The 24,049-nt window shown below is 71.0% G+C and carries 23 protein-coding genes and 1 pseudogene; 17 read left to right on the top strand and 7 right to left on the bottom strand.

From position 1 onward, the window contains the following. Positions 1-181: 181 nt before the first annotated feature. Entirely contained in the window at positions 182-751 is a 570-nt protein-coding gene (locus O7631_RS06405) for an NADAR family protein (RefSeq protein ID WP_278143428.1), read from the bottom strand. 153 nt (positions 752-904) lie between these two features. Here O7631_RS06405 and O7631_RS06400 point away from each other — a divergent pair, with 153 nt between their 5' ends. The 3 genes from O7631_RS06400 (at position 905) to O7631_RS06390 (ending at position 5,449) form a co-directional block, all read left to right on the top strand. Beyond that, entirely contained in the window at positions 905-1,675 is a 771-nt protein-coding gene (locus tag O7631_RS06400; RefSeq protein ID WP_278143427.1) for an IclR family transcriptional regulator, read from the top strand. 304 nt (positions 1,676-1,979) lie between these two features. Further along, on the top strand, positions 1,980-3,410 hold the full coding sequence (locus O7631_RS06395; RefSeq protein WP_269681582.1) for an extracellular solute-binding protein: 1,431 nt from the start codon (positions 1,980-1,982) through the stop codon (positions 3,408-3,410). Between the two features lie 74 nt (positions 3,411-3,484). Beyond that, positions 3,485-5,449, top strand: a complete 1,965-nt coding sequence (locus O7631_RS06390) for an ABC transporter permease subunit (protein ID WP_278143426.1) — start codon at positions 3,485-3,487, stop codon at positions 5,447-5,449. 75 nt (positions 5,450-5,524) lie between these two features. On the opposite strand, the gene O7631_RS06385 is transcribed toward O7631_RS06390, so the two are convergent. From O7631_RS06385 to O7631_RS06370, 4 genes are all read right to left on the bottom strand, one after another. Beyond that, positions 5,525-6,418 carry a CDP-diacylglycerol diphosphatase gene (locus O7631_RS06385; protein WP_278143425.1) on the bottom strand — a complete coding sequence of 298 codons (894 nt, stop codon included), beginning with the start codon at positions 6,416-6,418 and terminating at the stop codon, positions 5,525-5,527. Between the two features lie 147 nt (positions 6,419-6,565). Continuing rightward, the gene (locus O7631_RS06380) at positions 6,566-7,456 is read right to left on the bottom strand and encodes a helix-turn-helix domain-containing GNAT family N-acetyltransferase (protein ID WP_278143424.1); all 891 of its coding nucleotides are present in this window, start codon (positions 7,454-7,456) and stop codon (positions 6,566-6,568) included. A 9-nt stretch (positions 7,457-7,465) separates the two neighbouring features. Beyond that, on the bottom strand, positions 7,466-8,629 hold the full coding sequence (locus O7631_RS06375; protein WP_278143423.1) for a low temperature requirement protein A: 1,164 nt from the start codon (positions 8,627-8,629) through the stop codon (positions 7,466-7,468). Between the two features lie 73 nt (positions 8,630-8,702). Continuing rightward, on the bottom strand, positions 8,703-9,491 hold the full coding sequence (locus O7631_RS06370; protein ID WP_278143422.1) for an SAM-dependent methyltransferase: 789 nt from the start codon (positions 9,489-9,491) through the stop codon (positions 8,703-8,705). A 145-nt stretch (positions 9,492-9,636) separates the two neighbouring features. Here O7631_RS06370 and O7631_RS06365 point away from each other — a divergent pair, with 145 nt between their 5' ends. Further along, positions 9,637-10,101 carry a hypothetical protein gene (locus O7631_RS06365; RefSeq protein ID WP_278143421.1) on the top strand — a complete coding sequence of 155 codons (465 nt, stop codon included), beginning with the start codon at positions 9,637-9,639 and terminating at the stop codon, positions 10,099-10,101. A gap of 53 nt (positions 10,102-10,154) precedes the next feature. Here O7631_RS06365 and O7631_RS06360 read toward each other — a convergent pair whose 3' ends face one another. Continuing rightward, on the bottom strand, positions 10,155-12,554 hold the full coding sequence (locus tag O7631_RS06360) for a glycosyl hydrolase family 65 protein (RefSeq protein WP_278143420.1): 2,400 nt from the start codon (positions 12,552-12,554) through the stop codon (positions 10,155-10,157). 170 nt (positions 12,555-12,724) lie between these two features. On the opposite strand from O7631_RS06360, the gene O7631_RS06355 reads away from it, so the two are divergent. After that, on the top strand, positions 12,725-13,345 hold the full coding sequence (locus O7631_RS06355) for a phosphatase PAP2 family protein (RefSeq protein ID WP_278143419.1): 621 nt from the start codon (positions 12,725-12,727) through the stop codon (positions 13,343-13,345). Between the two features lie 22 nt (positions 13,346-13,367). Here O7631_RS06355 and O7631_RS06350 read toward each other — a convergent pair whose 3' ends face one another. Next, positions 13,368-14,048: an A24 family peptidase gene (locus O7631_RS06350; RefSeq protein ID WP_278147860.1), complete on the bottom strand. Its 681-nt coding sequence runs from the start codon at positions 14,046-14,048 to the stop codon at positions 13,368-13,370. A 929-nt stretch (positions 14,049-14,977) separates the two neighbouring features. Here O7631_RS06350 and O7631_RS06345 point away from each other — a divergent pair. The 12 genes and pseudogenes from O7631_RS06345 to O7631_RS06290 all read left to right on the top strand — a co-directional run. Beyond that, on the top strand, positions 14,978-15,439 hold the full coding sequence (locus O7631_RS06345; RefSeq protein ID WP_278147859.1) for a hypothetical protein: 462 nt from the start codon (positions 14,978-14,980) through the stop codon (positions 15,437-15,439). An 83-nt stretch (positions 15,440-15,522) separates the two neighbouring features. Beyond that, on the top strand, positions 15,523-16,392 hold the full coding sequence (locus tag O7631_RS06340; protein ID WP_278143418.1) for a hypothetical protein: 870 nt from the start codon (positions 15,523-15,525) through the stop codon (positions 16,390-16,392). Then, complete coding sequence (locus O7631_RS06335) at positions 16,389-17,057, top strand: SAF domain-containing protein (protein WP_278143417.1); 669 nt, start codon at positions 16,389-16,391, stop codon at positions 17,055-17,057. Before O7631_RS06340 ends, O7631_RS06335 begins: the two co-directional genes overlap by 4 nt. Before the next feature lie 2 nt (positions 17,058-17,059). Further along, a complete protein-coding gene (locus tag O7631_RS06330) occupies positions 17,060-17,860 on the top strand; it encodes a ParA family protein (RefSeq protein ID WP_278143416.1) in 801 nt (266 codons plus the stop codon). Then, positions 17,850-19,391 carry a CpaF/VirB11 family protein gene (locus O7631_RS06325; RefSeq protein WP_278143415.1) on the top strand — a complete coding sequence of 514 codons (1,542 nt, stop codon included), beginning with the start codon at positions 17,850-17,852 and terminating at the stop codon, positions 19,389-19,391. The genes O7631_RS06330 and O7631_RS06325 overlap by 11 nt, the downstream gene beginning before the upstream one ends. Before the next feature lie 4 nt (positions 19,392-19,395). After that, positions 19,396-20,295: a type II secretion system F family protein gene (locus O7631_RS06320; protein ID WP_278143414.1), complete on the top strand. Its 900-nt coding sequence runs from the start codon at positions 19,396-19,398 to the stop codon at positions 20,293-20,295. Further along, a complete protein-coding gene (locus O7631_RS06315) occupies positions 20,295-21,164 on the top strand; it encodes a type II secretion system F family protein (RefSeq protein WP_278147858.1) in 870 nt (289 codons plus the stop codon). The genes O7631_RS06320 and O7631_RS06315 overlap by 1 nt, the downstream gene beginning before the upstream one ends. 22 nt (positions 21,165-21,186) lie before the next feature. Next, entirely contained in the window at positions 21,187-21,396 is a 210-nt protein-coding gene (locus O7631_RS06310; RefSeq protein ID WP_278143413.1) for a hypothetical protein, read from the top strand. Between the two features lie 8 nt (positions 21,397-21,404). Continuing rightward, a complete protein-coding gene (locus tag O7631_RS06305; RefSeq protein ID WP_278143412.1) occupies positions 21,405-21,851 on the top strand; it encodes a TadE/TadG family type IV pilus assembly protein in 447 nt (148 codons plus the stop codon). Continuing rightward, positions 21,848-22,318: a TadE/TadG family type IV pilus assembly protein gene (locus tag O7631_RS06300; protein ID WP_278143411.1), complete on the top strand. Its 471-nt coding sequence runs from the start codon at positions 21,848-21,850 to the stop codon at positions 22,316-22,318. The genes O7631_RS06305 and O7631_RS06300 overlap by 4 nt, the downstream gene beginning before the upstream one ends. Further along, on the top strand, positions 22,315-22,767 hold the full coding sequence (locus O7631_RS06295) for a pilus assembly protein TadG-related protein (RefSeq protein ID WP_278143410.1): 453 nt from the start codon (positions 22,315-22,317) through the stop codon (positions 22,765-22,767). The genes O7631_RS06300 and O7631_RS06295 overlap by 4 nt, the downstream gene beginning before the upstream one ends. 14 nt (positions 22,768-22,781) lie before the next feature. Further along, a pseudogene (locus O7631_RS06290) lies at positions 22,782-23,816 on the top strand (LysM domain-containing protein); the annotation flags it as partial. Positions 23,817-24,049: the final 233 nt, after the last annotated feature.

Below are 24,049 nucleotides of genomic sequence, written 5' to 3'. Positions count from 1 at the left end.
GCGTGAGGCACTGCTGCTCAACAATGGTCGCCGGAGAAAGCCTGTCGGGCGACCCGTCCAGCCGGAACGAGGCAGCGGTGGACGGATACGCGGGCTCATCCGCCCGCCGTCGGCTCCGAACGAGAGCACTGGCGCGACGGGAGGTGGCTGGTCACGCGGGAGGCTTGAGTCAACCTTGCGGTCAGCGGGTGTCGAGGTGCGCGCGGGCGCGCATCAGCGCGAATCCGAGAAGGTTCGGGCCGCGCCACCGGGCAGGGTCCTCGGCACGCGGATCCGTGGCCGCCAGTCCGATGCCCCAGACGCGATCCAGAGGGCTGGCTTCGACGAGTACCCGGTTGGCCGTGCGGGACAGGTACAGCCCGAGGTCGGGATGCTGGCTGAACTTTGCCACATTGCCGGCGACGACCAGGTCGAAGCGGTGCGCATCCCAGATGGCCTGGTCGAAGTCGCGTACCTGCCGACCCAGGGCCTTGACGGCGTTCGGGTGCGACGCCGTCGCCATCCGCGAGGCGATCGCCTCGTCACCGAACAGGCGAGCCTTGCCGACCATCATGTAGTGCTCGGCCGTCGGGTAGCGGACGCCGTCCACTGTGAACGGCGCCGGCCACCACTGGCTCAGGCACCCCGAGCCGATGCTGCCGTCGGGTTGGGGCTGGTGGCCCCAGAAGAACAGGTACTTGGGACGCCCGCCATCGGCGACCAGCGCCTGCAGTGCGGGCAGGTCGTACGGCAGGGAATCCGTCTCGGGCACGTCCAGCAGCGTGCCAGACCCGTAGGACGATATTGAGCGCCAGGGTCGGGGTGCTGTGAAGCCTGGCGCCCAGGGCCGACGCCGTTATCCTCTTCAAGTGCCGGCTCGTGGAGATCGTTGACGCGGTGGCGGCACTGCGAAGGGACTATCGACATGCCCCGTGTGGTACCGGCGGTCAACCGCGCACTCGACGTCCTCGAACTGTTCGTGGACTGCCCTGAACTGTCGGCCCGCCAGGTGATGGAGCGGCTCGACCTGCCCCGCACCACCGTCCACGAGCTGCTCGTCACGCTTGAGGCTCGCTCGTACCTGATCTCCGTACCGGGGCAGCCGGTGCGTTATCGGCTCGGCATGCCGCTGTTCCAACTCGGTGCGGCGTTCGCCGGCCGGCTTGATCTGGTACGTGAGGCGCAGTGCGTCGCCCGGGACGTGGCCGCAGCGTGCGACGAGGCGGTCCACGTGGCAGTGCTCGACGGTGCGGATGTCATCTACCTGGTCAAGTTCGACAGCACGCACCCGGTTCGGATGGTCTCCGCGGTCGGGCGGCGGCTGCCGGCCCACTGCACGGCGGTCGGCAAGATCCTGTTGTCCGATCTCGATCCGGCCGGCCTGGACGCCGTCCTGACCAACGGTGCCCTGCCCGGGATGACGCCGGCCAGCATCACCGACCCGGAGCGCCTACGCGCACATCTCGCGCGGGTGCGGGCGGACAGCGTCGCCGTGGACATCGGGGAGTCCGACACGGCCATGCGCTGCGTCGCCGCGGCGATCCGAGACCACTCCGGTGCGGCCATCGCCGCGATGAGTCTGTCCGCGCCGATCATCCGTTGGACGGCGCAGGCGTACCGGGAGTGGACCGAGCTGGTTCGCGAGGGCGCGGCCACGTTGTCCACCCGGATGGGCTACCGGGCGTTGCCTCGGTAGCCAACCTCCCGTTTTCGGTTCGAAACATCATCGAAACATTGACATTCTTCTCAGGGCTGTTCTAGCGTCGCGTCCACTTGATGCGGTATTTCGAACTGAGTTCGAAATTTCGAACGGCGGTGGTTCCGTGGCCCGACCGAACTGGAACATCAGCGCCCCCTTCTCGGCCTGGTCGCCGATCGCCACAACGCACTGACCGATGCGGGCGACGCGCATCCGTGGTCGCCGTCATGAAGACACACCTGTTGCACGGCCTACGCCCTCGGCGTGCCGTGCCGCGGGGACTTGAGGGAGGCGAATGTCCATGGGATACAACCCAGCCTGGTCACGACGCGGCTTTCTGGGGATGGGAGTGGGGGTGCTCGGCGCGGCCGGTCTGGCCGCGTGTGGGGGCGAGTCCGACTCGCCCCCAAAGGTGCAGCCGGAGGTTCCGCAGGAGCTGATCGACGCCGCGGCGGCGGTGAAGGGCTCCTCGATGGGGATGCTGTCGCAGAAGCTGTACTCGACGGCGGCGAACGAAGCCCTCGACAGCTCGATCAAGAAGTTCGCCGACACCACCGGGACGAAGATCGAGAACAGCCTGGTCCAGGCCGACGCCGGGGACGTCGTGGCCAAGATCCACGCCGAGGTCGAGGGTGGCGTCGCTCGTGACCTCGCGTTCATGACCGACTCACGCTTCGTCGCCCAGTTCCAGGCGTTGGGTGACCTGGAGGACGTGACGGACGTCGTCCAGGCGCTGACGGCCAAGTACGGGGAGCCCTGCGCCGAGGCCAAGAACTTCTGCGTCTTCGATGGCAAGTGGTTCGCGATCCCGTACCACTTCATCGGGATCGGGTCGTTCCTGCGCAAGGACTGGATGCAGGACAAGGGCATCACCCCGAAGGACATCTACAGCTGGGAGGAGCTGCGGGACGTCTGCCTGGAGATCTCCGATCCGGCCAAGCGTCGGTTCGGCTGGGGCATGACGGTGAACCGGTCCGGTGACGGCAACGGCATGATCGAGGCGTTGATCAACGCGTACGGCGGGTCGATCGCCTCCAACGACGGCCGCAAGGTCACCTTCAACTCCCCCGAGACGGTGCAGGCCGTCACCTTCCTGGGCGACATCTACACCAACGAGAAGTACAAGCGGATGCTGCCGCCGGGGATCGCGAGCTGGACCGACACCAGCAACAACGAGAACTGGCTCGCCGGGATCCTCGGCTACACCCGCAACCAGTTCAGCGTCTACGCGGACTCCCGGACCAAGAAGAACCCGGTGCACGCCAACACCCACGTGTTCTCCGACTGCATCGGACCGGCCACCAACAACCCCCTGCTGCTCGGCCAGTCCCAGGGCTTCGTCGTCTTCAAGGGCGCCAAGAACCCCACGCTCGCCAAGCTCCTGGCGCAGTACCTGGTCAGCGCGCCCGCGCTGCTCGGCGTCGCGAAGGAGGCGCCCGGCCTGGTCATGCCCGCCTGGGAGAAGGTCTGGGACGCCGACCCGTTCTTCACCAGCGGCGACCCGGCGTTCCCCATGCTGCGCAAGATCACTGAACTCAAGCTGCCGCTGAACACGAAGAACGGCCTCGCCTTCCCGCAGAAGGCCAGCGCCGGTCAGCAGGCCGTCGGCTCGGCCTACGTCCTCACCGACATGATGCAGCAGGTCGTGCAGGGCACCGCGCCGGCGCAGGCAGTGACGACCGCCCACGCGAAGATGGTGCAGATCTTCAACCAGCAGGGGCTGCCGCAGTGAGCTCGGTCCGTCCTGCGCGGGTCCCGGCGGCAAAGAGAGCGAAAGCCTCGCCGTCGGGACCCGGATCGCTCACCGTGACCCAGCGGCGGCTGGGTCGGGACTGGCGGCTGGCGACACTGTTCCTGGCACCGATGGCCCTGCTGGTCGGCGTTCTCGTGCTCGTGCCGATCGGCAGGTCGATCCTCACCAGCACCACCGAACGGCACGGACCGGACACCGTGTTCGTCGGCCTGGACAACTACCTGGCGCTCGTCGGCGACGACCAGTTCCACACCGGCGTGGTGAACTCGTTCGTCTTCACCGCGTACGCCGAGATCTTCAAGGTCGTGCTGGGTCTGTCCGCGGCCCTGCTGCTGCATCATCGCCGTCGCGGGCGGGCCCTGCTGACCGGGCTGCTGCTGGTCCCGTGGGTGGTGCCGACGGTGGTGACGGCGTTCAGCTGGCGCTCCCTGCTGGACCCGATCTTCGGCAGTGTGAACACGCTGCTCACCGCGACCGGAATCGGGCCGTTGCTGGCCAGCGCGCACCTGGTCGACAGCTGGCCGGCGGGTTGGCTGTCCGACCCGGAGCTGGCCATGCCGTCGGTGATCCTCGTCAACGTCTGGAAGGGGGTGCCGTTCTTCACCGTGTGTTTCCTCGCGGGGTTGAAGGCCATCCCGGCGGACCTGTACGAGGCGGCGACCATCGACGGTGCCTCGTCGGTGCAGCGGTTCATGAACGTGACGCTGCCCGGGTTGCGTCACGTGCTCACCGTGACGGTGACCCTGTCGTCGATCTGGACGTTCAACAACTTCGACCTCGTCTGGCTGCTGACGCAGGGCGGCCCGGGCGACGTGACAGCGCCGTACGTGCTCATCGCCTACTCGAAGGCGATCCTCCAGTTGCAGTACGGCGCCGGCGCGGCGGTCACGCTCGTCATGCTGCCGATCATCGGCGGGCTGGTGTTCGTCCTGGTCAGGTTGTTGCGCCAGGACACCAACATCAGACTGCCCCGACAACGCCAGGCGGCGTGGCGGATCGGCGCGCGGCGGTGGGCCGGGACGGTGCGGAAGGCGCTGCCGTGGGTCGTCACCGCGGTGGTCACCGGCCTGCTCTTCTGGGCGTCGCCGGAGATCTTCTGGAAGGCGGCGGTGGTCCTCGGGGTGATTCTGCTGATCGCGGTGGCGGTCGGCCGGGTGGTCTCGACCCTCCAGTCCCGGGGCGGTCGACGGTCGTCGTCGGCGGTGTCGGGTCTGGGGTCCTGGGTGGCGCTGGCCGGGTTGCTCTTCTTCGTGCTGGGCCCGCTGTACTGGATCGCCGTCACCGCCTTCAAGTCCGAGGGCCAGGTCGTCATGCGCACCGACGACCTGTGGCCGACGCCGTGGACGATGGAACAGTTCACAGCGCTCTTCGCCAACCAGCCGTTCGGCCGCTGGTACCTCAACACCATCCTGGTGTCCGCGGCGTCCACCGCGGTGGCGCTGATCTGCGCCGCCCTGGCGGGCTACGCGCTGGCCCGGCTGCGGTTCCGCGGGGCGCAGGGCTTCACCGTCACCGTCCTGCTCACCTACGTGATGCCGGGCGCGCTGCTGTTCATCCCGCTGTACCAAATGCTCATCGGCGCGCGGCTCACCGACTCGTTGTGGTCCCTGGTGGTGACGTATCCGACCTTCACACTGCCGTTCGCCACCTGGCTGCTGGTCGGTTACTTCTCGTCGATCCCCATCGAGTTGGAGGAGGCCGCACTCGTCGACGGCTGCACCCGCCTCCAGGCGTTCGGCCGGGTGGTGCTGCCGCTGGCCAAGCCGGGGCTGCTGGCGGTCGCGCTCTTCACCCTGACCAACGCGTGGAACGAGTTCCTGTTCGCCTTCGTGTTCATCACGAAGGACGAGTACAAGACGCTCCCCGTCGGGATGCAGTCGATGATCGCCGGGGACGTCGTCCCACAGGGACAACTCGCCGCGGCGTCGCTGCTCGTCAGCATCCCGGTGGTGGTCATGTACGCCCTCGGGCAGCGCTTCCTGACCGAAGGGCTCACCGCGGGCGCGGTGAAGGGCTGATCGTCTGCCGTCGCGGCAGCACCTCGGGACCGCTGCTGCGTGCCGCCGTGGCGTCGGCGGCACGCAGCAGCCCGGTCAGGTGTACGCGAGCAGCAGGTCCACGGTGCCGGTACCGCCCGGCTGACCCGGTGGGGTCTGGAGGCCGGGTTCGCTGTTGAGGACGTAGAACCCGCCGTTGCCGATCAGGCGCGGGGTGACCGCCATCGCCTGGTTTCTCATGTCCGCACCGGTTGGTCGTACGACGCTGTCGCGCAGCAGCGTGAACAGGTTGGTGTTCAGGTTCGAGACCTGGAGAACGCGGTAGGACCGGGGCGCGGGCGCCCCGGTGCTCGTGAGGCCCCAGATCGGAATGATCTGGTTACGCCAGTTCGCCGGGTTGTTGGTGATCGCGCTGTCGTAGTTGTTGAGCTGCGTCTGGATGCCACTGTGGATGCCCGCCAGGTGGATGTGCAACTGGTCCTGCTGGCGGGCGTCGGCGGAGTTGATCCCGAGCCCGATGTTCGGGTAGACGACGTGTGACGGTCGCCCCGGTTGGGCGTTGAGCCAGGCGTCCAGCCAGTAGTTCGGCGCGGCGGGGGTCGCGATGAACGGGCACTCGATGCCGCTGACCCGGCAGGTCGGCACGAGCAGGAAGTTGTGGTTGTTCTGCGGTCTGCCGTTGAGCACCACGTAGTCGGATGTCGTGGTCAGGCACGTGGTCGGCGGCGTGGTCCGCGTGCCCAGGCAGACCTGCACCCGATCCCAGAGGTCGTACCTGCCACCGGTGTCGGCGCGGAAGCCGCACAGGGCCGATTCGGTCGGGCAGTTCGCGCCCCCGGGGGGCAGCGGTGACGGGTCGGGTGGCTGACCGCCGTCGGCCATGCCGCCGTCCGCGCCGGCCAGCGCGAGGAGTCCGCCGGCGCTGGCCACGCCGGACAGCTTGACGAACTGACGCCGGTGGATCAGATCGGTCCGCTTGTTGCTGCTCAATTGGCACTCCCGCACGACGAACGCCCCGCCCGAAATTCGGACGCGAGGGCCGGAATGCATTCACGTTAGGACGAATCACCACCACGCCACCGGGTCAGCGACGGGTGTCCCCTGATCGTGTCCCCCGTGCGGCAGCACCCCACAAGGTCAGAGTTCCTTCTCGAACCAGTGGTGCGCGTAGCGCTCGGCGTTGTACGCCTCGATCTCCCGGTAACCCGCCGACCGGTACAGGGCGATGGCCTCGGTGAGGTTGCGGTTGGTGTCCAGCCGGACGGCCCGTGCGCCCCGCTCGGCGGCGTACCGTTCCAGGTCGCCCAGCAGCCGCCGCCCGACGCCGAGCCCGCGTACGGTCTCCGCCACCCAGACGCGCTTGATCTCGGCCGGCGCGTCGCGGTGGAGTTTGACGGCGCCGCAGCCGACAGGTTCGGCGTTGAGGGTGGCGAGCAGGAACACCCCGGCGGGTGGGACGAGGTGCTCGTCGTGGACGGGATTGCTCAGCGTGGGGTCGAACCCGTCATCGAATCGTCGCGCGATCTCCCGTTCGTACGCGCGCAGGCACGCACGGGCCTGTGGATCGTTCGGCCGGCACGGTTCGATGACCACCATCGACCCCATGAGCAGCCGTTCGACCTCGGCCATGGCGGTGACGAGCCGATCGCGACGCGGCGCGGTGAGTGGTTCGAGGATCGAGGCCGCCAGTTCGTCGGATCGCTTGTCGAGCTGGGTCCATTCGGTCCGGCCGGCGTCGGTGAGCCGAGCTGTGCGTACCCGGCGGTCGCCACCGGTCTGGACGGCCGGTCCGACGGTGACCAGCCCTTCGGATTCCAGGGTGCGCAGAAGTCGGCTGAGATAGCCGGAGTCCAGGCCGAGCCGCGCACGCAGTGCCGCGACCTCGGCGCCCGCCGGGCCGATCTCCCACAGCAGGCGGGCCTGCCCGAGGGGCCGCCCCTGGGCCATGTACTCGTCGTCGAGGGCACCGACCCGCTGGGTGACCGTCCGGTTGAACCGCCGCACGGCGGCGATGAGTGCAGCGTCCATAACCTGACTTTAGTCAGGATTGTGGACCTGACGGTAGGACAGGATGCCGGCGCGGTCCAGGACGACCACCACGAGCACCACCACCAGGGCGACCGCGCTGAGCGCCAGCAGCGGGGGCCGCAGGGCGGCCGCCCCGCCGCCCAACACGAACAGGGCGGCCACCCGGGGCCAGGAGATCCGCCGGTGGATCGTCAGGGAGAACAGGATCCGCCCGACGAGGAACAGCGTGGGGCCGCCCAGAATCATCAGGGCCGCGGTCGTGTCGCTGGTCTCGGTGGGGTGGGCGATGCTCAGCTCGGCCCCGACGGCGGTGACCACCAGCCCGGCGATCATCACCAGGTGCAGGTGCCCGGTGATGACGCCGATCCGGGCCGGGTCGGTGTGCTCGATGGCCGGGCCCAGGCGCTGCCCGGCGGGCGTCACGTAGAGCAGACCGATCAGCACCGCAGTCGCGAAGACCACCAGGAAGGCGGCGGTCTCGGGAACGTGGAGTCGAGTGTCGGCGTACGAGAGACCGGCGACCAGCACGAGTTCACCGAGCGCAATGATCATGATCTGTTGGTACCGCTCCGCGAAGTGCTCGCCGACGAGATGCAGTTCCTTCCGTTCCGCACGACCCAACAGCGGCGTGGGCCAGCCGATCCGCGGGCCGGTGAGGTCGATCGAGAGGGCGAGCACCCAGAGCGGCACCCGCCCGTCCGCCCAGAAGCCGCCCGCCAGCCACGGTACGGCGGCGAAGGTGTACCAGCTGAGGATCCGCAGGGCCCGGCGTTGTCGAGGGTGCCCCCTCAACGTCACGGCGGTGACCACGCTCCGGCCGACGTGCAGCGCGACGTACGCGCCGGCGAAGAGCATCCCCCGGCCGTCGAAGGCCTGCGGAATCGCCACCCCGGCCAACAGGCTGGCCAACGCGGCGGCGATCAGCAACCCCCGAACCGCCGCGCTCTCCGGGTCGTACCAGTCGGCGAACCAGGTGGTGGTCACCCAGAGGGTCCAGACCCCGGTCAGCAGGAGGGCGGTACGCAGCGCACCGGCCAGGGTGAGGTCGTGCAGCAGGTGCTCGGCCAACTGGCTCAGAGTCAGAACGAACGCCAGGTCGAAGAACAGCTCCAGGAACGAGGCGCTCAGCGGCGCCTCGCTCCCGCGGAGCAGCCGTTCGGGCTTGCTGGCCATCGGCGGCTCCTCCCGGTGGCACGCCCTGCGTCCGTCGTACCACCCGGGAAGGACCACCGGAGGCGAAAGCCGGTCAGCGGCGCACACCCACCCCGGCGTAGCCGTGCGAGTCGACGAGGTCGCCCTCGCCGTCCGGCCGCCACCGGGTGGTCTCCACGAGACCGGGTTCCGCCAGGTCGTACCCGGTGAAGAAGCGCAACGTCTCGGCGTGCGCACGGGGTACCAGCGGCGCGCTGCTGTTGCGATAGACCGCCTGCCCGCGCTCGGCCAGCTCGGGCGGGATGCCGTCCAAGGTCAGGTGGGACAACACCAGGTGGCTGCCGGGCACGGTGGCGTCGCGCAGTCGGGCGACCGCCGCCCACGGGTCATCGTCGTCCGGCACGAAGTGCAGCACCGCGAGGAGGAGCACCGCCACCGGTTGGTCCAGGTCGAGCGTGGCCCGCACGTCCGGGTGCGCCAGCAGGTCGTCGGGCTCGCGCAGGTCACCCTGAACGACGGCCGCGCCGGGCACGTCCGTCAACAACTGCCCGGCGTACGCGACGGCCACCTCGTCGTAGTCGACGTAGACCACCCGGGCGTCCGGTGCCACCGCCCGCACCACCTCGTGCACGGGCTTCTGGGTGGGCAGCCCGGCACCGATGTCCAGGAACTGGCGTACGCCCTGCGCGACGGCGTGCCGCACGGCCCGGCGCAGAAAGTGCCGGTTGGCCTGGGCGGCGACCCCGGTCTCCGGGAAGATCGTCAACACCCGTTCGGCGGCGGCCCGGTCGGCGGCGAAGTTGTGGCTGCCGCCGAGGAAGTAGTCGTACATCCGGGCGACGTTCGGTGTGTTGGTGGCGTCGGGTGCCGGCTGCTCGCTCACGAGAGATCCCTTCGACAGCGAAGTCGGACCTCGATGTCTAACACCCGCGGCGACGACCCACTGCCCCCTCGTGTCGTTGATCCGGCAGCGCCCATGGTCGTCGCTGACCACGGTGGGGGCACCGACTCAACGAGGAGGTAAGCCGATGACCGCTCAGCGCGAGACCGTGCAGGTCGACCACGACCTGTTCCGCGCCGTGTACGACTCGCCCGCGTCACTGCCCGGCCGACACCGCTGGACCACCCCGGAGTCGGACGTCCGGCGGTTGGAGAAGCTGCTCGGCATGCCGGCGCGCAGCATCGGGGCGCCGCTCTGGGTCAGCGGCGACGAACCGGACTGCCCGAAGTGTGGCCGACGGGTCACCTGGTACGACATCGTCTCGTCGGCGCTCTCCGGGCTGCACGACAAGGCCATGATCGCCACGGTCATCCTCGGCGACCGCAAGTACGTCAACACTGAGATCCCCGATGCCATCGCCGGTGTGCGCTGCTCCGACTGCCACACCGCGATCGACGGCCTGCGCAGCTTCAAGTGCCACAACTGGGCGTACGCCTTCGAGGCGCTGGAGGCCGTCCGCGAGCGGATGGCCGGGGGTCCCGTGCCGGCCTGAGCCGGGGTCGGTCGGCCTGAGCCGGCGGCCCGTGCCGGCCTGAGCCGGGTGGCTCAGTCGGCCGAGCGACGGGTGGGGCGGCGGCCGGGCGGGGAGGCCGGTTCCGGCCCGGGGTCGGGCACCTGCGGCATCGGCACGGTGACCGCCTCGGCACCGGTGATCCGTACCGACTCGCCGTGGTGCCACACCTCGACCTCGGTGTCGGAGGCGGCGTCGGGCAGTTCGTAGCGGGCCTCGGTCGGAGTCAGCGTGACCCGCAGCCGGTGGCCGCGCCATCGCAGGCTGAACGCCAACCGGTCGATCCGACGCGGCAGCCGCGGGTCGAACGACAGCACCCCGCGGTCGTCGCGCAGCCCGCCGAAGCCCTGCACGAGTGCCAACCACGCGCCGGCCAGCGAGGCCAGGTGCAGCCCGTCGGCGGTCTTGTCGCCCAGGTCCGCCAGGTCCTGCAGGACCGACTCGGCGAACAGGTCGTACGCCAGGTCCAGGTGCCCGACCTCGGCGGCCAGGACGGCCTGCGGCGCGGCCGACAGCGACGAGTCGCGGACCGTGCGGGCCTCGTAGTAGGTCAGGTTGCGCGCCTTCTCCGCGGCCGTGAACTCGCCGGGGCGGAGCTGCATGGCGAGCACCAGGTCGGCCTGCTTCACCACCTGCTTCCGGTACAACTCCAGGTACGGGAAGTGCAGCAGCAGCGGGTAGTCGTCCTCGCCGGTGTTCGCGAAGTCCCACTCGGGCTGCTCGGTGAAGCCGGCAGCCTGCTGGTGCACCCCGCGCTCGTCGTCGTACGGGACGGCCATCGCATCGGCGGCGGCCCGCCAACCGACCACCTCGTCGTGGTCCACGCCGATCCGGCCGGCCAGATCGGGGTGACGCTCGGCGGCGTCCGCCGCGCCCCGCAGGTTGCGCTTCGCCATCAGGTTCGTGAAGACGTTGTCGTCGACCAGCGCGGCGTACTCGTCCGGGCCGGTCACCCCGTGCAGGTGGAAGCCGCCGTCGTCCGACCAGTGGCCGAAGCCGTGCCAGAGCCGGGCCGTCTCCACCAGCAACTCCAGCCCCGCGTCGGCGAGGAAGCGCTGGTCGTCGGTGGCCGCCAGATAGCGCAGCACCGCGTCGGCGATGTCGGCGTTGACGTGCAGCGCGGCCGTGCCGGCCGGCCAGTAGCCGGAGCACTCCCGGCCGCCGATGGTGCGCCACGGGAAGGTGGCGCCGGTCAGCCGCAGCTCGCGGGCCCGCTCCCGGGCCTCCGGCAGGTGCGCGTGCCGCCAGGTCAGCGCCGAACGGACCACCGCCGGGGCCAGGTAGGTGAGCACCGGCAGGACGTAGCTCTCGGTGTCCCAGAGGACGTGCCCGTCGTAGCCGTTGCCGGTCAACCCCTTGGCTGAGATCGTCCGGTCCGAGTCCGGCCGGCCGGCCTGAATCAGGTGGAACATCGCGAACCGAACGGCCTGCTGGAGCTCCTGGTCGCCGTCGAGCCGCACGTCGGCGACCTGCCAGGCCGCGTCCAGGGCGGCACGCTGGTCGGTGAGGAGAGCCTCGAAACCGTCCGCGCGGGCCGCGTCCGCCTCGGCGGAGACCAGGGCGGCCAACTCGTCGGCGGGTACGCCGTCGACAGCCGCCCACTCGTACGCGGCGAACTTCGTCAGCCGCAGCCGCTCCCCCGGGCGCAGGCGACCCGTCACGGTCAGCCGTACCCGGTCCGGGGTGCAGTCGCCGGTGGTGGTGATCGTGTCCGGCCCGTCCACGAGGTGACTCACCGCGACCGCCACGCGCTGGCCGCTGCGCTCGGTACGGTGCACCAGCACCCCGTCGAGGCCGCTCGCGTCGTACGACTCGGCGGTCAGCGGGTCGGTGGGCACCGAGGCCGCTCGGGGGTCGTCCGAGCGCTCCGGCACCTTCTCGTTGGCCAGCAGGTCGGAGCAGACCCGCAGCTCGACGGGGGTGTCCAGCGCCTCGACCTCGTACCGGACCGCCGCCACCGGGCGGCGCGGCAGGGACACCAGCCTGGTGCTGCGGATCCGCACCCCCTTTCCGGCAGGGGAGATCCACTCGGTGTCCCGACGCAGCACACCGGCACGCAGGTCGAGCACCCGTTCGTGGTTGCGCAGCGTCCCGGTGCGGATGTCCAGCGGCTCGTCGCCGACCCAGAGCCGGATCAGCGCGGCGTTCGGCGCGCTGATGACCGTGTCGCTCTCCTGCGGGAACGCGTACCCCTGCTCGGGGTAGCTCAGCTCGCGACGCTCGTGCAGGCCGTTGAGGTAGCTGCCCGGCATCCCGCACGGCGCGCCCTCGTCCAGGACACCGCGCCATCCGACCCACCCGTTGCCCAGCGCGAAGATCGACTCGGTCTCGCCGAGCCGGTCCAGATCAGCCGCCGTACGCCGGATTCGCCACGTCTCGTCGTCTCCCGTCCGGGCGGCGGGCGGCGGTTGCTCGGTGGCCGAACTGGTGTGCACGAAGCCTCCTGTGGGTGCCGACGTCCCTGACCAGCCAAGCAGAGCCGGCTGTACGAATGCTGGACGAAGGTCGTGCCGGTGGCCCGACCTTCGACAGCGGCGATGCCCTCTGCCGCGTTCCTAGGGTGTCTCCAAGATGAACGGGGTATGAACATGGAGTGAGGTGAGGCATGGCCGACAACGGCAGCATTGACGTTCCGGAGATCAGCGCCGAGTGGTACCGCGACGTCGTCGACGCCGCCGCCGCCAGCCCAGAGCCGGTGCAGTGGTTCGTCGGGCACGCGACCGAGGGGGTGATCCTGCTGCTCGGCGCGCTACTGCTGATCGCCGCGCTGGGTCTCCGCTCCGGCGGCCCGCGCGACCGGGCACTCGCCCTGATCTCGCCGCTTCCGGCCCTCCTGGCGTACGTGGGCAGCGAATGGTTCAAGACCGTGGTGGACGAGGATCGCCCCTGCCGGACGGTCGGCCGGGCGATCATCGCGGGTGCCTGCCCGCCCCCGGGTGACTGGTCGTTCCCCAGCAATCACGCGACGGTGGCCGGAGCGCTGGCGGTCACCACGCTGCTGCTGTCCCGCCGGCTCGGACTGGTCGCGCTGCCACTGGCCGCGCTCGGCGCCTTCTCCCGGGTCTTCGTGGGCGTGCACTACCCGCACGACGTGATCGCCGGCGTGCTGTTCGGCGCTCTGGTCGCCGTGGTGGCAACCCCACTCCTGGCCCGACCCACCACCGAGTTGCTGCGTCGCCGATCCCGGACCCCGATCCCCAAGCTGGCCGGCCGCCCCCACCCCTGACCGCCACGCGCCGGGCGGGGGGTCAGAGTGACAGCAGAAGTGCGCCCGCCGTGCCGAGCAGGAGGAACGGGCCGAAGGGCAGATGTGTGTTCCAGTGCGCCCGGCGGGCGGCGAGCAGACCCACGCTCAGCAGTGCGGACAGCCCGAAGGCGAGCAGCAGCCCGATGACCAGCACCGGCCAGCCGTACCAACCGAGCAGGGCTCCCACGCTGAGCGCCAACTTGGCGTCGCCCAGCCCGAAGCCACGCCGCCCGAGCAGCAACGTGGTGCTGGCGAAGAACAACGCCAGCCCGGCCCCGGCGAGGACCGCCCGCAGCCAGTGCCCGGGCTCGGCGTCGAGAGCGGCGAGGCCGAGCAGGAGCCAGGTCCCGGCAGCCGCCGGCAGGGTGAGCCGGTCCGGCAGGCGGTGCACGGCGAGGTCGACGAGGACCGCCGGGATCGTCCAGCCCAGCCACCAGGCCAGCGCCGGCAGCGCCCCGCCCGAGGCGCCCGCCAGAGCGAGTAGCAGCGCCACCGCGGCGAGCACTGACACCTCGACCGCGCCGGGAGGCGGGCCGACAGGCGCCCGGCAGCGACCGCACCGGGCCGTCGGACCGAGCGCCGGCCAGGGCCGGGTCAGGCCGATCGGCGCGCCGCAGGCGTCGCAGCCGGTCCGGCTGGGCATGCCCGGGGGTACGGCGTAGCGCAGCGCGGCCATGCGCATCAGCGGGCCGACCGCGAGGATCGCGAGCACCGTCGACAGCCGCGTGCGGGCCGCCGCCGGAACGTGGTCCGTCGGGCGGCCCCGACCAACCGCCGAAACGCCCTCCGTCGGGCGGCCCTGGCCTGTCGCCGGGCGAGCGGGTGCCGTCGTGCCGCCGGTCGGTGGGTCCGCCGGGCTCCGATCGGGTGGGTTCTCCCGCCCAGGGACGGCTGCCGGGGGGCCGGTCAGCGCCATGTCGCCTCCGGTACGCAGGCGCGCTCCCCCATGAAGGTGAACACGGATCGTGACTGGACGATCGCCACGGTGTGGCGGATGGCGCGGAAAGCGACAGTGCCGCCCGGTCGCCGACGGGCACCGTCGACCTGATCCGGGCCGGCCAGCTCGTCGCCCGAGCCAGACCCGCAGCGGGCCGACGACGCCGTTGGGATGCCGGGATCAGGCCGCGATGTCCCACTCCTGGGGACGACGACGGGGCATCGGCGACAACCCCCGCTCCGGCGACGCCCGATCTCCGAAGGCCCCTCGCCCGGCCATTGCCCGGTGCATGGTGCGGACACCCACCACCACCACCTGTCATCACTCAGAGTGTTCGCTTGAATTGCCTCTGTTGCATCGGCGAGCGTCAGCCTATGCTCGCCCCTTGGGTGTGACGCAAGCCTCACCTCGACAACCGGAAGACACGGGACCTTGCATTTGTAGAAGATCCGTAACGGTGAATGCAGAAGCGCAATGAACGGCTCCGGATGTGCTGATCCGGGCGCGTTTCCGCATGCCCGACGGCGGTGACCCCTCACCGCTGCGGGCGACCACGAGGAGGCTCGACGGTGCGCGGACGGCAGCTCAGAAGAGCGGCAATCTGCCTGCTGGCGGTCGTGGCGGCAGCGCCGCTCACCGCCTGCGCCAGCGGACGGGAGTCGGTCGAACGACCGGTGGCACCCCGTTCGGACGAACAACGGACCGATCCCGAGATCGATCGCCAGGCCGCCGAAAAGGCGGCACTTGACGCGTACTCCGGTTATCTCGCAGCCTCGCGCACGGCGAGCGGACGCAGCGATCCACGGGCACCGGAACTCACCCGGTATCTCGCTGATCCACTTCTCACCCGGGTCCAATTGTCCATTCGCGACGCTAAGGAGCACGGCGCTGTGCGTACCGGGACGGTGAAGTCGGACCCGGCCGTGATCGCGGTCAGTCTGGACGCGAAGCCGGCCACCGTGGAGATCCAAGACTGCCTGGACACGACCGGCTACCGGCTGGTCTACGCCAAGGACAAGCGAGTGGTCCCCGGCAGCGGAGGCGGCAAACACTTCGCCACCGCCACCGCGACCCGCTATCCCGACGGACGCTGGCTGATCAACTCTGGCACCACGCACCGGGACCAGCCGTGCTGACGCCCGGAGCACGCTCACGACGCTTCCGGGTAGCCTGGCGGGCCCTCGCCGGGGTCGGTCTCGCCCTGCTGCTAGTGGTCGGCGTGACCCCATCGGTACCTGCCGCTGCCGGACGCGCCGGCCCGGGGGGTAACTGCACGCCGGACCAGCCGGACTGCAACGTCTGGGACGACGAGCCCGGCAACCCGGGTGACCCGGGCGGCGGCGGTGACGACGGTGGTGGAGACGACGGCGGCGGCGGGGGCGGCGGAGGCGTCTGCCGGTGGGACGGCCGGACGGTCCCCTGCTACGACGAGTTCAAGGGCTGGTTCAACAGCGGGGACGGCTGCTACTACAAGCTGTCGGTGCCCCAGCGTGAGGCACCCGAGGGTCAGCAGTGGTACGTGCAGACCTGCAACGGCGGCGCGGACGTGGGCAACCAGACCGAGGTGTTGCTGGACGAGGCGCCGGCCGGCTTCGGCGCACCCCCCAACCCGGAGGAGCTGGCCCGTCGCGCCCTCGCCTCGATCAAGTTGCTGCCGGCGCCCCTGAAGGTCGCACCCCGCAAGAACATCGGCCCCGGCCTGGTCGGCCTGCCGGTCTGGATGTGGGCGGATCCGGGGCCGAACTACTTCGGCCCGATACACGCCGACGAAAGCGACCGTGGCCTGACCGTCTACATCGAGGCGAAGGTCGACCGGATCGTCTGGGACATGGGCAACGGCGACAAGGTCACCTGCGACGACGCCGGGACCGAGTACACGTCGACGGGTCAGCGGGCGGGTAGCACCTCGCCCGACTGCGGCTACGACAAGGGCTACCAGAAGGCCGACACCTACCGGGTCACCGCCACCACGCACTGGTCGGTTTTCTGGTGGACCAACACCGACCCCACCAGACGGGTGATCCCGCAGACCCGGAACAGCGGCGTCGTCCAGATCCAGATCAACGAACTCCAGGTGGTCACCAGATGAGCCTCGCGACGCGCAACGGCGACCCACCGGTCGACGCGCCGGTCACCCCGCCGACAGTGGTCCGGCAGCGGCGGGTACGCCCCGGGCTGCTCGGTCTCGCCGTACTCCTGATCGCCCTCGGTGGGCTCGGTGCGGCGTTCGCGGTCACCTCGGTCCGGGCCACCGGCAGCTACCTGGCGGTGGCCCGACCGGTCGAGGTGGGTCGCGAGATCAGCGCCGCCGACCTGGTCAGCGTGCAGGTCGCCGGTGGTCAGGGGTTGCGCCCGGTGCCCGCCGGGCGGCTCGACGAGGTGGTTGGCAAACGCGCCGCGGTGGCGCTGGTCCCCGGCACCCTGCTCACGCTGGGGCAGGTCACCGACGACCCGTTGCTCGGCCCCGGCCAACAGCAGATCGCGCTCGGTCTGAAGACCGCCCAGGTGCCGGCCCGCGAACTGCACCCCGGCGACAAGGTCCTGCTGGTGAGCACCCCCGACCGCAGCAACACCACCACCGGGGACGCGGCAGCCGCCGCCGGCACGAGGTTCTCGGCCACCGTGATCGACATGGTCAGCCCTGCAAACAACGACAAGGTCCTGTACCTGGCGCTGGTCACCCGCGACGTGCCGGCGGTGGTGGCGCTCGCCGCACAGAACCGGCTCGCCGTCGTACTGACCGAGACGGCCTGAGCATGGCGATCATCGCGCTGGTGTCGGCGAAGGGCTCGCCCGGCGTCACCACCTCGGCGCTCGCCTGCGCGCTGACCTGGCACCGACGGCTGGTCCTCGCCGAGTGCGACCCGGCCGGCGGCTCGATCCTCGCCGGCTACCTCGGTGGTCAACTGGACGGGCCACGCGGCCTCGGCGAGCTGGCCGTCGGGGAGCTTCGCGACGGCAACCTGGAGACCGCGTTCTGGTCGCAGCTCGTCGACCTGGACGCACCCCGTCGGGAACGACTGCTGCTGCCCGGGCTCGTCGACCCCGCCCAGGGCGGCAGTGTCACCCCTCTCTGGCAACGCTTCGCCGACTACTTCGACGCACTGGACCGTGGCACCCCCGGCTACGACGTCCTGGTCGACTGTGGTCGGCTGCACGTCAACGGGCCGCCCTGGCCGGTGCTCCGGGCCGCGTCGGTGGTGCTGCTGGTGACCCGGGCGCACCTGCCGGACCTCTCCGGCACCCGCGCGGTGGTCACCGCCATCGAACGGGACTTCGCCGAGCACCGGGTGCCGCCGGGCACCCTGCGGCTGCTGCTGGTCGGCGACGGACATGGACGAGCCGAGATCAGCCGCGCCCTGAAACTGCCGGTGATCGCACGGCTGCCGCAGGACCCGCGTACCGCCGGGGTGTTGGACCTGGGTGGAACCGTGCGGGCCGGACGGCCGCTGATGCGCGCGGCCGGCGCGCTGGAGGTGCCGATCGGCGCGCTGTTGGAGCGACGGCGCGCCCGGTTGGCGTGGCCCGTTCAGCAGGGGGTGCCGGATGCGGTTTGAGCCGGTCTCCGCCGACCCCCGTCAACAGCCACCGGGCGTCACCTCCACCACGCCGCCCCTGGCCGGCCCGAACGGCCGGCACCACCAGCACGGCCCGGTGCCGCAGCCGCAGCCCACGGCCACCGCGCAACCGGAACTGGCACCCCGACCCCGGATGGACTTCCAGGTGGTCCGGGAACTGCGTCGGGAACTCACCGAACGGCTCACCCTGTGGCAGCGTGGCCGGGAGTTCACAGTCGACGAGGAGGACACCGAGCGGGCCCGACTCGCCGTCGCTGTGGTCGCCGCGTACGCGGACTCCGTACGTCGGGCCGGCACTCCGATGGCCGCCGGCGAGGAACGACTGCTGCTCGACCAGGTGACCGCCGAACTGGTCGGGCTCGGCCGGCTACAGACCCTGCTGGTCGACGACACCATCGAGGAAGTGCACATCCTCGGCTGCGACCAGGTGCGCATCACCCGGCACGGCGGCGGGGTCGACTGGGCCGAGCCAATCGCCGACAGCGACGCCGAGTTGGTGGAGATCCTCCAGGCGGCGGCCCGTCGGGCGGGCGCTACCGAGCGGTCCCTGTCCACCGTGAAACCCACCCTCGACCTGCAACTGCCCGACGGCAGCCGGCTGGCGGCGGTCTTCCTGGTCAGCCACCGTCCGTACGCGGTGATCCGCAAGCACAACACCCTGGACGTGGGCCTGGACGACGTGGCGGGCGCCCGGGGCGACCTGGACGAGATGATCGATCCGCTGCTGCGCGACTTTCTCCGCGCGGCGATGCGCGCCGGCCTGAACATCATGGTCGCGGGCTTGGCGGGGGCCGGCAAGACCACGATCATCCGGGCCCTGATGAACGAGATCCCGCCGGACGAGCCGTACGTGCTGCTGGAGGAGAGCCGCGAGCTGCTACCGGCCCGCCGCCGGGAGCGACACCGGGCGGTGATGAGCTTCGAGGCCCGGGAGGGGCACGGCGAGCGCGGCTTCGACGGCCGCCCGGCCGGCGAGGTGACCATCGCCGACCTGATCCCGCTGTCGCTGCGGATGGGTGTGCTGCGCATCATCGTGGGTGAGGTGCGGTCCCGGGAGATCGTGCCGATGCTCCAGGCGATGACCACCAGCCGTGGCTCGATGTGCACCATCCACGCCCGCACCGCCGCCGGGGTGGGTGAACGGATCGTCGAGTTGGCGCTGGCGCACGGCCGGGAGATGACCGTCGACCAGGCCCGCCGGATGGCCGGCAACGCCCTCGACCTGATCGTCTACGTCACCGTCGAGGACGAGACAGCGATCGGCGGACGCAAGCACCGGTTCGTCTCGCACGTCGAGGAGGTGATCGGGGCCGGCGAGGCCGGTCGGATCACCACCACCACCGTCTTCGGGCCCGGCCCGGACGGCCGCGCGGTCCCGAGGCACCTGCCGGAGCGGGTCCGTGACCAGCTGCTGCGGGTGGGGTACGACGTGCGGCTGCTGACCAGGTGGATCGAGGCCGGTGCCGGTGCCTGGCGGCGACCCCGGCAGACCCGACTGGCCCGGCGGTGACGTGATGGGCAGCCTGGAACTGATCGCGGTGATCTCCGGGGCCGCCTGTGTGGCGGGCCTGCTGCTGGCCGTGGTGGCGTTGGTCGGCACCCGTCGACCCCCCGGGCCGCGGCCGGGTGGTGGGTCCAGCCTCGGTCGGCTGTGGCGCGGACCTGGCAGCACGCCCGCCGAGCAGAGGTCGTACCAGGCGCTGCTGGTCGCCGCGCTGGTCGCGGGGGCGTTGGCGTTCCTGTTGACCGGGCTGCCCGTGGTGGGTCTCCTGGTGGCCGTCGCGGTGCCCGGCACCCCGTGGCTGTTCGGCGTGGGCAAGGCCGAACAGCGGGCGATCGCCCGGATCGAGGCGGTCGGCGAGTGGACCCGCCGACTCAAGGACGTCTCCAGCACCGGGCAGGGCCTCCAACAGTCGATCATCGGCACGATCGGCAGTGTGCCGCCCGGCATCGAGGACGAGGTACGGCTTCTCGCCGCCCGTCTACAGGCCGGCTGGATGGCCCGCTCCGCGCTGCTGGCGTTCGCCGACGAGATCTCCGACCCCGTCTGCGACCAGGTGGTCGCGGCGTTGATCCTGCACCTCTCCGACCGGGGTGAACGGCTCGGTGACGTGCTCGGCTCGATCGCCGGCGCGGCGTCGGCGGAGGTGGCCACCCGCCGGGAGATCGAGGCCAAGCGCACCCAGCCCCGGTTCGCGGTCCGCTTCCTCACCGGAATGACCCTGGCGACCCTCGCGTACGGGCTGATCAACACCGAGTACATCGAGCCGTACGGCACGCCTGTCGGTCAGGTGGTGATGGCCGTCCTCGGTGCCGCCTTCATCGGCCTGCTGGCCTGGGTGCGGTCGATGAGCCAACCGCAGCGGCCGGCCCGGTTCCTCCCGGCGCCCGACCCGAGCGAGGTGATCGCATGATGGTCAACTGGCAGTTGGTCATGGCGGTCTGCGGCGGCGCCGGCGTCGGGTTGGGCGTGTTCCTGGTGATCCGGGAGTTGGTACCGGCGACTCCTGCGCTCGGTCCGGCGCTGCGCCGACTGCACCAGCCGCCCGGGACCGGCCAGGTCGCCGCGCCCACCTCCCGGCGGTTGGACTGGTTGACCGGGTTCTCCCGCTGGCTGCGGCCACCTCATCGGCAGCTCGCCCTGATCGGTCAGACCTCCGAGCAGTACGCGCTGTCGGTGCTGCTCTCCGCACTGATCGGGCTGGCCACACCGACCCTGCTCGGGGTGGCGATGTTGGCGGTCGGCGTCTCGATCCCGCTCGTCGTACCGGTGCTCGGCAGCCTCGGACTGGCGCTGATCGGCGGTCTGCTGGCCCACCGTGCCGTGTTGACCAAGGCCGACGCCGCCCGCGACGAGTTCCGCCAGGCGGTCTGCACCTATCTGGATCTGGTGGCGTTGCAGCTCTCCGCGGCGCACGGCCCGGTGCAGTCGCTGGAACGGGCCGCGGCGGTCTGCGACGGCTGGGTGTTCGACCGGCTCCAGGAGTCGCTGCGGATCGCCCAGATGCAGATGCACGCTCCCTGGGACGAGCTGCGCGACCTCGCCGACAAGATCGGCATCCCGGAGCTGGGGGACGTCGGCGCGATCATGCGCTCCTCCGGCAGCGAGGGCGCGCAGGTGCACGAGACCTTGCGCAGCCGGGCCGACTCCCTGCGAGACCAGATCCGCACCGACAACCTCGCTCGCGCCGAGGCGGTGACCAGCAAGCTCGACATCCCGGGCGCACTGCTCGTCTTCGTGCTGCTCGGGTTCGTCGTCTATCCGTTCGTCGCCCGTATCTGACCCCATCCCGAAGGAGTACGCCATGTCCATCATCAGCTACCTACACGTCGCGTTGACGACGCGCCTGGCCGAGCTGCGCCGCGACGGCGAGCGCGGCGACAGCCCGGTGCCGACCGCGGTGATCATCTTTGGTCTCGTCTTCGTGGCCACGGTCGTCACCGGAGTGGCCCTGAGCAAGGCCGAGAACTGGATGGACAACATCCCGGGCTTCTCGAACCCCACCGCCCAGTAGTAGCCAGCTTGAGCACAGCAGCGCGCCCGAGGTCACGCCGGACGGTCACCGCCGCCCGGCGTCACCTCGCGGGCGTCGACCGGGAGCGAGGGGCCAACCCGGTGGAGCTGGCCGTGATGATGCCGCTGATCCTGGTGCTGCTCTTCGCGTCGATCCAGATCGCGGCCGTCTTCCTCGCCCGCTCGACCGCGTTGAACGCCGCGCAGAGCGGCGTCAACGCCCAGCGGTCCTACCAGGCGGCGAACGGCGCCGGGGTGGACACCGCCACCCAGTTCCTGAACGCCGCCGGCGATTGGCTGGTGGGCTGGACGGCACCCGGCCCGAGCTGCGTGGTCATCGACGACGTCGAGGTGACCTGCACGGTCAGCGGCCGGTCCCTGTCGGTGATACCGGGCGTGGACTTCGCGGTGCAGCAGACCGCTCACGGGACTGTGGAAAGGGTGACCCCGCCGTGAACCGCACCACCGAGCGCGGCTCGGTCTCCATCGAGGTGGCGGTGCTCGCGCCCGCGTTCATCGCGTTGATGGTGCTGGCCGGCATGGCCGGGCGTACCGCGCTCGCCGCGGAGGCGGTCGAGGCCGCCGCTCACGACGCCGCCCGGGCCGCCTCGATCTCCCGGGGGTCGAGCGCCGCGGAGACCGCGGCGCGGGACGCCGCCCAGCAGCAGTTGGACTGGCACGGTCTGGCCTGCAGGGGCGAGTTGGATCCCGAGTTCAGCAGTTCGGTGGGCGCGGTGACCGCCGCCGATTTCGACCACGCTTTCAACAGCGATGTCGGTCAGGACGCCACAGTGACGGTGGAGATCGTCTGCCTGGTGTCGTTCGACGACATCCTGCTCGGCATCCTGCCCGGGATGCCCGGCGAGAAGGGGGTCTCCGCGACGTTCACCTCGCCGCTGGATCGCTACCGGAGCCGGCAATGACCGCCAGCGGGCCCGCATCCGACCACTCGCACTCGGGTGAGCACGGCCGGGTGAGCATCTTCCTCGCGGTGACGATGATCGGAGTGCTGGCCATCATCGGCCTCTCCTTCGACGCCGCCGGGCAGCTCCGCACCCTGCAACGCGCCCAGAACCTGGCTGCCGAGGCGGCGCGGGCCGGCGGCCAGGCCATCGACCGGGCCACCGCCATCGAGGGCGGACCGAAGCGGATCGACCAGCAAGAGGCGGTCGTGGCGGTCGACAACTACCTGGCCGTCGCCGGCACCGCCGGTCACACCGTGAGCTTCCCGCAGGTCGGCGGGGAAACCCGGATCCGGGTGACGGTCACCATCACCTACCACCGCTCGATGCTCGGACCGTTCGTCAGTAGCAAGACCGTCGCCGTCACCGGCGAGGCGACCGCGAGTGCCATCACCGCCGCAGCACCGTAGGAAGGAAGGCAGCCATGCCCGCATCGGGTGGGTCCGTCGTACGACGGACCGGACGGATCCTCACCGGCGTCGGCGCGCTGGCCGTGCTCCTGTTGCTGCTGGTCGGTGCGCCGATCGCGTTGCTGGCCTTCGCCGGTAACCCCCTGCCCGACCACCTCCCCACTATCGGCGAGGTAGGCAGCGCCCTGACCAGCCGGGACGACGGGCAACTCTTCCTGCGCGCGCTTGCCGTGGCCGGTTGGTTCGGCTGGGCCACCTTCGCCTTCTCCGTTGTCGTCGAGCTGGGCGCGCAGACCCTGCGTCGACCTGCGCCGAGGCTGCCCGGGATGGGCCGCCAGCAGAAGGCCGCCGCGGCGCTGGTCGGCTCGGTGGCGCTGATCCTCGTCGCCAGCCCGGCCGCCGCCAGCGCTGCCGCGATCTACGGCCCCCCGGCGTACACAGGCTTGGGCACGCCGACGGTGGCCACCCTGGCCGCGCCGACCCGCGCGGGCGCGACACCGGACACGGCAGCCCCGCTGGCCCGTGGCGGGCCACTCGGGTTGGCCGGGACGGAGGTGGCCGCACCGAGCGGATCGGCGGCGAACGGCGAGGCCGCACCGGTGTACCGGGTCGCCCGAGGCGACTACCTCGGTGAGGTGGCCGAGCGTTATCTGGACGAGTTCGGTGACTACCGACAGCTCGCCAAGCTGAACAAGCTCGACGACCCGGATCGGATCCGGCCCGGCCAACTGCTCCGGCTGCCGTCGGAGGCCGCCGACCAGGGGGCCCGCGAGCACGCGAGCGGCAGACTGGTCGGCCAGCCCGCAGCGCCCAAGCCGCCCGCGCCCCGGCCGGCGCCCGAACGGGCCGCACCGGAGCGGGTGGAGCCGGCACCACCCAGCGGTACGCAGTCAGCGGGCCAAGCTCCTGCGATGACTGTCGGCGCAGCCCGAGCCGGTGCGGACGACCGGGTGAACCGACCGCTCGCGGTCTCCGCTGTACTGGCCGTGGCGAGCATCGTCGGCGCGCAGATCGGCGCGGTCCTGGGTCTGCGCCGACGCCCGTCCACGGCCGGGGCGGCTCCCCGGTTGGCCACGTCCTCCCGCAAGCCCCGGGACAGCACGTCGCGGCGCACGGGCAGCACCTCGCGGAGCACGGGCGGCGGCAGCGCGACGCGGAGCAGCGGCAGCAGCGGCAGCGGGGGCCGAACCACGAGCGCCGCCGGACGGACCACCGGCGGAGCGGCTGGAAGCGGGGCGGCCTGGGCTGCCAGCCGGGCAGCCGCAGCCATCGAGGCTCCGAC

The organism is Micromonospora sp. WMMD967, from assembly GCF_029626165.1.
GTDB lineage: Bacteria > Actinomycetota > Actinomycetes > Mycobacteriales > Micromonosporaceae > Micromonospora > Micromonospora taraxaci.
Note: the sequence above shows the minus strand (reverse complement) of the source record. Positions and strands in the feature narration are given on the sequence as shown.